Genomic DNA, 8499 nt, shown 5'->3' with positions numbered 1-8499 from the left:
CCGGGCCGCCCTTCGACGTGGTCATCCTTGTCGCCTCCTCGTGGTCCTGGGTGGTGGTCCGCCGGTCCCCGCCGGTCACGCCGCGGCCAGCGTGTCGGTGCCGGCCGTGATGCCCTTGGTGGAGGCGATCACCGTGCGCAGTTTCTTGGCGAGGGCCTCGTAGAACATGCTGAGCGGGAACTCGTCGGGCAGCACCTCGTCGACGAGCCGGCGCGGCGGCTGGTCCAGGTCGAGGGCCTCGGGGCCCTTGGCCCAGACGGAGCCCGGGTGCGGGGCGAGGTAGGCCGAGACGAGGTCGTAGGCGGCGAGCCAGTGCACCAGCTTGGGCCGGTCGATGCCGTCGCGGTAGAGCTTCTCGATCTCGCCGCAGAGCTGGTTGGTGACCTTCGGGGCCCGCTCCCAGTCGATGTGGAGTGTGTTGTCCGTCCAGCGTACGACGTCGTGCCGGTGGAGGTAGGCGAACATCAGCTGGCCGCCGAGGCCGTCGTAGTTGCGCACCCGGTCGCCGGTGACCGGGAAGCGGAACATCCGGTCGAAGATCACCGCGAACTGCACGTCACGGGCCTGGGGGACGCCCTCGGCCTCCAGCTTCACGGCCTCCTTGAAGGCGGTGAGGTCGCAGCGCAGCTCCTCCAGGCCGTACATCCAGAACGGCTGGCGCTGCTTGATCATGAACGGGTCGAAGGGCAGGTCGCCGTGGCTGTGGGTGCGGTCGTGCACCATGTCCCACAGGACGAACGCCTCCTCGCAGCGCTTCTGGTCGGCGATCAGCTCCCGGACGTCCTCGGGCAGTTCGAGGCCGAGGGTGGCGACGGCGGCCTCGGTGACGCGGCGGAAGCGCGCGGCCTCGCGGTCGCAGAAGATACCGCCCCAGGTGAAGCGCTCGGGGGCCTCGCGGACGGCGACGGTCTCGGGGAAGAGGACGGCGGAGTTGGTGTCGTAGCCCGCGGTGAAGTCCTCGAAGGTGATGCCGCAGAACAGCGGGTTGTCGTAGCGGGTGCGCTCCAGTTCGGCCAGCCACTCGGGCCAGACCATGCGCAGGACGACGGCCTCGAAGTTGCGGTCCGGGTTGCCGTTCTGCGTGTACATGGGGAAGACGACGAGGTGCTGGAGGCCGTCGGCGCGCTGCCGGGCGGGCTGGAAGGCGAGCAGCGAGTCGAGGAAGTCGGGGACGCCGAAGCCGTCGTCGGCCCAGCGGCCGAGGTCGGCGGCGAGCGCCTCGTGGTAGGCGGCGTTGTGCGGGAGCAGCGGGGCCAGTTCGCCGATGGCGGTGACGGCGCGGCCGACCTGGTGGCGCACCTCCCCGGCGGTCGGGGCGCCCTCCGCCGCGAGGTCGATGGAACCGTCCTTCGCCTGCCAGGGGCGGATCGTCTCGATGGCGTCCTTGAGCTCCGGCCACGCCGGGTGGTCGACCACACGTTCTGCGGTCGCGGCGCCCTCCTGGGCACCCACAGGCGAAAGGATTTCCGTCATGACTGCCCTCCGGCGGTAGATCGTGCGGTGGGGACACCGTATCCAGCGGCAATGCCCCGCTCAAGAGGTGGGGTGGAAAATATTCTGTTCCCACCCGTGGTCACGGGCGTTTTTCCTGCCGGAAACGGAATGCGCGGCATGTTCGACTCGGGTCGCCGGGTCTGCCCGTGCTTCTTCCGGAGCGGGGAGCGGGTGCGAAGCGTGGCGCCCCGGAGCGGGCGGGCGTCAGCGCGGCCGGGAAACGCCCACGCGCGGGTGAGGCGGCCCTTCTCCCGCAGGGGCTCAGGGCACCGGCGCCCGCGCCGGACGGTGACGGGCGGCGCCGCGCGGGTAGCCGTACCGGTGGCGTGCGGTGGACGGGCCTTCGGGGGCCGGGCCCGTTAGGCTGTGCGCCATTTCGTACGGCTATGTACCGATGGCCGCCGTACCGCCGGGGCCGACGACCGCCGCACCGGTCCGCGCCGGGCGGCACCGGCGGCAGCGGGCGGCCGGCAGTGACCCAGAGCAGCACCGAGCCGACAGAAGCGAGGCAGCTTTGTCCTTTCTCACCATCGGACACCGCGGGATCATGGGCGTGGAGCCGGAGAACACCCTGCGGTCGTTCCTGCGCGCCGAACACGAGGGCCTCGACGTGATCGAACTGGACCTGCATCTGAGCAAGGACGGCGCCCTCGTGGTCATGCACGACGCCGAACTGGACCGCACGACCGACGGCAGCGGCCCGATCGCCGAACGCACCCTCGCCGAACTGCGGGAACTGGACGCCGGACGCGGGGAACGCATCCCCGTCTTCGAGGAGGTCGTGGACGCGGTCTCGTCCCCCCTCCAGGCGGAGATCAAGGACGTGGCGGCCGCGCGGGCGCTCGCGGAGGTGATGCGGGCCCGCGATCTGACCACCCGGGTCGAGGTGATCTCGTTCCACGACGAGGCGCTGGCGGCCGTACGCACCCTGCTCCCCGGGGTGCGCACCGCGCTGGTCGCCAGCCGGTACGGCACCGATGTGGTCGCCCGCGCCCAGGCGGTCGGCGCGGGCATGCTCTCGCTGAACATCCGCCGGCTCACCCTCGAACTGGTCGAACGCGCCCATGCCGCCCGCCTGCGGGTGCTGGGCTGGACGGTCAACACCCACGACCAGTTGCGGCTGGCGCGCGGGCTGGGGCTGGACGGCGTGGTCACCGACCGCCCGGAGATCCGGCGCTCGGTGCGCTTCACCGCCTGAGCCGGGCGCACGGCGGGAGGCGCGCGCCCTCGGGCCGCCCGGCGGCGCGGGAGGCGCGCGCCCTCGCCCGGGGACATCCGGTGTTCACGGCACCGCAACAACCTTCCGGCATACGGACGTTTTCCCCGGTGATCTCGACAGACCGCCCCGGGCACTGCCACCCTCCCGCCATGCGCCTCGCCAACTCCTCAGCAGCCCGCGCCGTTTGCGCCGCCGCAGCCCTGCTGCTGGCGGCCGCCGGCTGTGCCCCGCAGGACGCCCCCGGCGGCGGACGGGCCGCCTCCGGCCGCGACTGCGGCAGGCCGGCGACCGTGACCCCCGGCAGGCTGACCGTCGGCACCGACCGGCCCGCGTACGCCCCGTGGTTCGCCGACGACGACCCGTCCAACGGCCGGGGCTTCGAGTCCGCGGTCGCCTACGCCGTCGCCCGGCGCCTCGGCTACGGGAAGAAAGCGGTCGTCTGGCGGACCGTTCCGTTCAACAACTCCTTCGCACCGGGTACGAAGGAGTTCGACTTCGACATCAACCAGGTATCCGTCAGCGACGAGCGCCGCAGGGCCGTCGACTTCTCCTCCGGCTACTACGACGTACGGCAGGCGGTCGTCGCCCTCAAGGGCTCCGCGGCCGCGCGCGCCACGCGCCTGGCGGAGCTGCGGACCGTCCGGCTCGGCGCCCAGGTCGGCACCACCAGCCTCGACGTCATCGGCGACCGCGTCCGCCCCGCCCAGCGGCCCGCCGTCTTCCAGAAGAACGACTACGCCAAGTCCGCGCTGCGCAACGGCCAGGTCGACGCCGTCGTCACCGACCTGCCGACCGCCTTCGCCCTCACCTCCGAGGTCGAGGACGCCGTCGTCGTCGGGCAGTTCGCGGCCGGCGGCCGCACCCGCGAGCAGTTCGGGCTGGTCCTGGACAAGGACAGCGCGCTCACCGGCTGTGTGACGGCCGCGGTGGACGCGCTGCGCGCGGACGGCACCCTGGCCCGGCTGGAGAAGACCTGGCTGACCGACGCCGCGCACGCCCCGGTGCTGTCATGACCGGGCCGGGCGAAGCCGTGCAGGACGGCCCGGCGGCGGGGGCCGGGGAACACGACGGCTATGTGCCCTCGGCACGGCGGCTGGCGCGCGAGCGCCACCGGCGGGCCAGCACCCGCCGCGCCACCGCCGTCGCCGCGCTCAGCACTCTCGTCACCGCCGTCGTCCTCTACCTCGTCGTCACCCGCTCCCCCGGCTGGCCGCGCACCCGGGACACCTTCTTCCACGCCGCATACGCACGCGAGGCGCTGCCCAAGGTACTGGAGGGGCTGCTGCTGAACCTGCGGCTGCTGGTGGTGTGCGGGGCGGCGGTGCTGGTGATCGGGCTGCTGCTGGCGGTGGCCCGCACCCTGCGCGGCCCGGTGTTCTTCCCGCTGCGTGCCCTGGCCGCCGCGTACACCGACTTCTTCCGCGGCCTGCCCCTGATCATCTGCCTGCTGATCGTGGTCTTCGGCGTCCCGGCGCTGCGGCTGAGGGGTGTGCCCACCGATCCGGTGGTCCTGGGCGGATCGGCCCTGGTGCTGACGTACTCCGCCTATGTCGCCGAGGTGTTCCGCGCCGGCATCGAGGGCGTCCACGCGAGCCAGCGGGCCGCAGCCCGGTCCCTGGGCCTGACCGCCGGGCAGACACTGCGGTACGTCGTGCTGCCGCAGGCCGTGCGGCGGGTGGTGCCGCCGCTCCTCAACGACCTGGTGTCGCTCCAGAAGGACACCGGCCTGGTGTCGATCGCGGGCGCGGTGGACGCCGTCTACGCGGCGCAGATCATCGCCGGGAAGGAATTCAACTACACGCCCTATGTCGTCGCCGGGATCGTCTTCGTCGCACTGACGATTCCGATGACGCGCTTCACCGACCGGGTCACGTCCCGCGCGGACCGGCGGCGCTCCCAGGGAGGCACGGTATGAGACGGAAGAAGCCGGACGCGAGCGGGCCCGCGCCCGGCGGCACGGACCACCCGGTGCTGCGTCTGGAGGCGGTGCGCAAGACGTACGGCCGGGACAGGGTCGTCCTGCGGGACGTCGGTCTGGAGGTCGCCCCGCACACCGTCACCGCCCTGATCGGCGCCTCCGGCTCGGGGAAGTCCACCCTGCTGCGCTGCGCGAACCTGCTGGAGGAGATCGACGACGGCGCCGTCTTCCTGGACGGCGAGGAGATCACCGATCCCCGGGCGGACGCGGACGCCGTACGGCGGCGGATCGGCGCGGTCTTCCAGTCCTACAACCTCTTCCCGCACCTGACCGTGCTGGACAACATCACCCTGGCGCCGCGCCGGGTGCACGGCGTGCCACGGGCGCGGGCGGAGGAACACGCCCGGGACCTGCTGGAACGGCTGGGACTCGGCGGACGGGCCGGTGACTATCCCGACCGGCTCAGCGGCGGGCAGCAGCAGCGGGTGGCGATCGTCCGCGCGCTGGCCTGCCGCCCCAGGCTGCTCCTGCTGGACGAGATCACCGCGGCCCTCGACCCCGAGCTGGTCGGCGAGGTGCTGGCGGTCGTCCGCGACCTCAAGGAGCGCGGCATGACAATGGTCCTGGCCACCCACGAGATGGACTTCGCCCGGGAGGTCGCCGACCAGGTGTGCTTCCTCGACGGCGGGACGGTACTGGAGCGCGGCACCCCGGAGCGGGTCTTCGGCGACCCGTCGCACGAACGCACCCGGCGGTTCCTGCGGCGGGTCGGCGGGGCCGGGCGGCCGTGACGTCCGTCAGCCGAGCGGCTTGACCAGCTGCTCGAAGGCCAGGTCGTCGCGCTGCGGGATGCCGAAGCGCTCGTCGCCGTACGGGAAGGGGCTCAGCTCGCCGGTACGCCGGTAGCCGCGCCGCTCGTACCAGGCGATCAGCTCCTCGCGCTGGCGGATGACGGTCATCCGCATCTCGACGGCGCCCCACTCGGCCAGCGCGGCACGCTCCGCCTCGGCGAGGACCACCTTGCCCAGGCCGCCGCCCTGGAGCGAGGGGCGGACCGCGAACATCCCGAAGTAGACGTGGTCACCGCGGTGTTCGAGCTGGCAGCAGGCGACCGGCTCGCCGTCGCGCTCGGCGATCAGCAGCCGCCCGTTCTCGTGGCGCACCGCCTCGCCCACGCCCTCCGCGTCGGTGCGCTGCCCCTCCAGCAGATCGGCCTCGGTGGTCCAGCCGGCGCGGCTCGCGTCACCGCGGTACGCGGACTCGACGAGGGCGACGAGTCCGGGGACGTCGGCTTCGGTGGCGGTGCGGAAGGTCAGCTGGCCGGCGGGCATGATGCGTGCGGGTCCTCTCGGGGCTGTGCTGCGGGGCGGGGCCGGCGGGCGGGGCCCGGGGGCGTCCGGCCGGACGGAAGGAGGCTAACAAGGGGGACGGCCTTCGTGCCCGGGGCATCTCGCCCCTCGGGACGGGCGGGCCGCCCCACAGGGCGCGTCGGCCGCCCTGCGGGCACGGGCCCGCCGCCGGGCGTAGGGTCCCGGCATGGTGCACGTACTGAGCAGCAGGGTGCTGGTGCGGCCGTCCGATCCGGAGCGGTCGCGCGCGTTCTACGGCGGGGCGCTGGGCCTGGAGGTCTACCGGGAATTCGGTACGGGGCCCGAGCGCGGCACCGTCTACTTCCTCGGCGGCGGTTTCCTGGAGGTCTCCGGGCGCGCGTCCGGTCCCCCGGGGCCCACGCTCCAGCTGTGGCTCCAGGTCGCGGACGCCGCGGCGGCGCACGAGGAGCTGGCGGCGCGCGGCGTCGAGGTGCTGCGCCCGCCGGTGCGGGAGCCCTGGGGCCTGGTCGAGATGTGGATCGCCGACCCGGACGGCCACCGCATCGCCGTCGTCGAGGTCCCCTCCGGCCACCCGCTGCGCTACCGCCCCTGAGGTGACACCCGGCGGCCGTCCACCGGGCGGGCCGGTCCCCGCGCCCCCCGGTGCCTCCGTGCGCTCCCGTACGCCGGGGGCCGCGGCGGGCATCCTGCGGGCGTACGGAGGGCGCCCGGCGGGCCGCGGACCGACCGCGGCGGACGGCCGGCGCGTGGGGAGGTGCGCCGTGCACGGACCGCCGCTGACGGGGTGGCTGCTGGTGCTGCTGTGCGCCGCCACGGGCGTGTACTGCCTGACGCGGGCCCGTCACGGCACCCCCGCCCAGCGCGCCGAGGCGCGCGGTGAGGCGCTGATGGGGCTGGGCATGGCGGTGATGGCGCTGCCCGCCTCGGCGGTGGTGCCACCGGACTGGCTGCCGTGGGCGTTCACGGCCCTCTTCGGCGTCACGACGGTCTGGGCGATGGTGCGGCGCCACCCCCACCACGCGGTGGGTTCCGCGGCGATGGTCTACATGGCGCTGGCGATGACGGGGATGTCCGGTCCTTCCCCGGCCGGGGAGACGGCGGGGATGGCGGGGATGGCGGGCCGTCACGGGCCGGGCGGGCTGCCGCTGCTGACCGGTGCGCTGCTCGTCTACTTCGCGGTGTTCGTCCTGGCCGCCGGTGTCCGGCTGATACCCGTGGCGGCGGGCCCCGCCCCGAGCGGGGTGCCCGCCGCCCGGTCCGAGCTGCTGGGCGCGTGCCGGATCGCGATGGGCCTCGGCATGTTCGCCATGCTGCTGACGCTCTGACGGACGTCACGGGGGCACGCCCGGCGACGCCCGACACGGCAGTGGCATCCGTCACTTCCGCTCCCCGGCCGTACCTCGCGGCGGCGGGGCGCTCATAGGGTGACGGCATGATGGTCCCCCTCGCGCTGATGGCCCTCGGCGCGCTGGCCGCGGCGACGGCGCCGCGCCTGATGGCCCGTTCCGACTGGCCCGACCGCGAGCCGGTGCTCGCCCTGTGGGTGTGGCAGTGCGTGGTGGCGGCGGTGCTGCTGTGCTGCGGACTCGCGATGGCGCTGACCGCGGCCGCCGCCTGGGAGGCCGTGCGCGGCCAGGTCTTCGGACCGGCCCCCCGGGCCGTCGTGGAGGCGTACGCGCTGAACACCTACGGCCCCTGGGCCGGTTCCCTCGCCCTGCTGCTGGCCGGCGGCGGAGCGTGGACGGCGGTGGCGCTGACCCGCGAGGTGCGGGCGGCGCGCGCCCGGCGCCGGCAGCAGCGCGCCGACCTGCTGCGGCGCGTCCCCCTGCTCCCCGGCGAGGAGCGCACCGGCGGCCGCCTCGTCATCCTGGAGGGCGACCGCCCCGCGGCGTGGTGGCTGCACCGGGCCACCCCCCAACTGGTCGTCACCACCTCGGCGTTACGGCGCCTGAAGGAGCGTCAGCTCGACGCGCTGGTCGCCCATGAGCAGGGCCACGCGCGGGCCCGGCACGACCTGCTGCTGCACTGCGCGTCCGCGCTGGCCGCCGGCTTCCCGCAGGTGCCGGTGTTCGCGGCCTTCCGCGACCAGGTCCACCGGCTGGTGGAACTCGCCGCCGACGATGTCGCCTCGCGCCGCTTCGGACGACTGACCATCGCCCTCGCCCTGGTCGGACTCAACGAGGACCGCGGCGTGTTCGGACCGTGCCCCGCCCAGCTCGCCGACGTCCCGCGCCGGGTGGACCGCCTGCTGGCGCCCGCCGCCCGCCTCTCCCCCGGCCGCCGGCTGCGGATGACGGCGTACGCCGCGCTGGTCCCCGCGGTCCCCCTGCTGATCACCTTCGTACCGGGGCTGAGCGCACTGACCTGACCGGGGCGGCACGCACCCCCGCCCGGCGGCATCGGTACCCCGCCTCCGGGACAGGATGACCCCTATGACGATCACGGGTGTGCTCTTCGACTTCTCCGGGACCTTGCTGCACATCGAGACCGCCGAGTCCTGGCTGCGCGCGGCCCTGGACGCCACCGGCACCGCCATG

Annotated in this window: 9 protein-coding genes and 1 pseudogene; 8 read left to right on the top strand and 2 right to left on the bottom strand. The window is 74.1% G+C overall.

What is annotated here, in order from left to right; translation table 11 throughout:
• Positions 1–75: 75 nt before the first annotated feature.
• The gene (locus AC51EU_RS23795; RefSeq protein ID WP_496269087.1) at positions 76–1473 is read right to left on the bottom strand and encodes a DUF6421 family protein; all 1398 of its coding nucleotides are present in this window, start codon (positions 1471–1473) and stop codon (positions 76–78) included.
• A gap of 535 nt (positions 1474–2008) precedes the next feature.
• Here AC51EU_RS23795 and AC51EU_RS23790 point away from each other — a divergent pair.
• The 4 genes from AC51EU_RS23790 to AC51EU_RS23775 all read left to right on the top strand — a co-directional run bounded on the left by AC51EU_RS23790 (position 2009) and on the right by AC51EU_RS23775 (position 5422).
• Positions 2009–2692: a glycerophosphodiester phosphodiesterase gene (locus AC51EU_RS23790; RefSeq protein WP_496269086.1), complete on the top strand. Its 684-nt coding sequence runs from the start codon at positions 2009–2011 to the stop codon at positions 2690–2692.
• A gap of 170 nt (positions 2693–2862) precedes the next feature.
• Positions 2863–3726 carry an ABC transporter substrate-binding protein gene (locus tag AC51EU_RS23785; RefSeq protein ID WP_496269088.1) on the top strand — a complete coding sequence of 288 codons (864 nt, stop codon included), beginning with the start codon at positions 2863–2865 and terminating at the stop codon, positions 3724–3726.
• The gene (locus AC51EU_RS23780; RefSeq protein ID WP_496269085.1) at positions 3723–4628 is read left to right on the top strand and encodes an amino acid ABC transporter permease; all 906 of its coding nucleotides are present in this window, start codon (positions 3723–3725) and stop codon (positions 4626–4628) included. Before AC51EU_RS23785 ends, AC51EU_RS23780 begins: the two co-directional genes overlap by 4 nt.
• Complete coding sequence (locus tag AC51EU_RS23775; RefSeq protein WP_496269084.1) at positions 4625–5422, top strand: amino acid ABC transporter ATP-binding protein; 798 nt, start codon at positions 4625–4627, stop codon at positions 5420–5422. Before AC51EU_RS23780 ends, AC51EU_RS23775 begins: the two co-directional genes overlap by 4 nt.
• Before the next feature lie 6 nt (positions 5423–5428).
• Here the strand turns inward: AC51EU_RS23775 and AC51EU_RS23770 are convergent, their stop codons facing one another.
• Positions 5429–5962 (bottom strand): GNAT family N-acetyltransferase, encoded by a 534-nt coding sequence (locus tag AC51EU_RS23770; protein ID WP_496269083.1) that lies wholly within the window; start codon positions 5960–5962, stop codon positions 5429–5431.
• A 205-nt stretch (positions 5963–6167) separates the two neighbouring features.
• Here AC51EU_RS23770 and AC51EU_RS23765 point away from each other — a divergent pair, with 205 nt between their 5' ends.
• From AC51EU_RS23765 to AC51EU_RS23750, 4 genes and pseudogenes are all read left to right on the top strand, one after another.
• Positions 6168–6554, top strand: coding sequence for a VOC family protein (locus AC51EU_RS23765; protein WP_496269082.1), 387 nt, complete (start codon positions 6168–6170; stop codon positions 6552–6554).
• Positions 6555–6723: 169 nt separating this feature from the next.
• Positions 6724–7287 carry a DUF5134 domain-containing protein gene (locus AC51EU_RS23760; protein ID WP_496269081.1) on the top strand — a complete coding sequence of 188 codons (564 nt, stop codon included), beginning with the start codon at positions 6724–6726 and terminating at the stop codon, positions 7285–7287.
• 107 nt (positions 7288–7394) lie between these two features.
• On the top strand, positions 7395–8330 hold the full coding sequence (locus AC51EU_RS23755) for a M56 family metallopeptidase (RefSeq protein ID WP_496269080.1): 936 nt from the start codon (positions 7395–7397) through the stop codon (positions 8328–8330).
• 64 nt (positions 8331–8394) lie between these two features.
• Positions 8395–8499: pseudogene (locus AC51EU_RS23750) on the top strand (hydrolase); the annotation flags it as partial.

Source organism: Candidatus Streptomyces philanthi (genome assembly GCF_059553635.1).
This window is presented reverse-complemented; position numbering and strand designations above follow the sequence as displayed.

Coding starts and splice junctions, on each gene's coding strand:
- AC51EU_RS23780 (WP_496269085.1), top strand. CDS start 3,723: ATGACCGGGCCGGGCGAAGCCGTGCAGGACGGCCCGGCGGCGGGGGCC.
- AC51EU_RS23755 (WP_496269080.1), top strand. CDS start 7,395: ATGATGGTCCCCCTCGCGCTGATGGCCCTCGGCGCGCTGGCCGCGGCG.
- AC51EU_RS23785 (WP_496269088.1), top strand. CDS start 2,863: ATGCGCCTCGCCAACTCCTCAGCAGCCCGCGCCGTTTGCGCCGCCGCA.
- AC51EU_RS23795 (WP_496269087.1), bottom strand. CDS start 1,473: ATGACGGAAATCCTTTCGCCTGTGGGTGCCCAGGAGGGCGCCGCGACC.
- AC51EU_RS23765 (WP_496269082.1), top strand. CDS start 6,168: ATGGTGCACGTACTGAGCAGCAGGGTGCTGGTGCGGCCGTCCGATCCG.
- AC51EU_RS23775 (WP_496269084.1), top strand. CDS start 4,625: ATGAGACGGAAGAAGCCGGACGCGAGCGGGCCCGCGCCCGGCGGCACG.
- AC51EU_RS23770 (WP_496269083.1), bottom strand. CDS start 5,962: ATGCCCGCCGGCCAGCTGACCTTCCGCACCGCCACCGAAGCCGACGTC.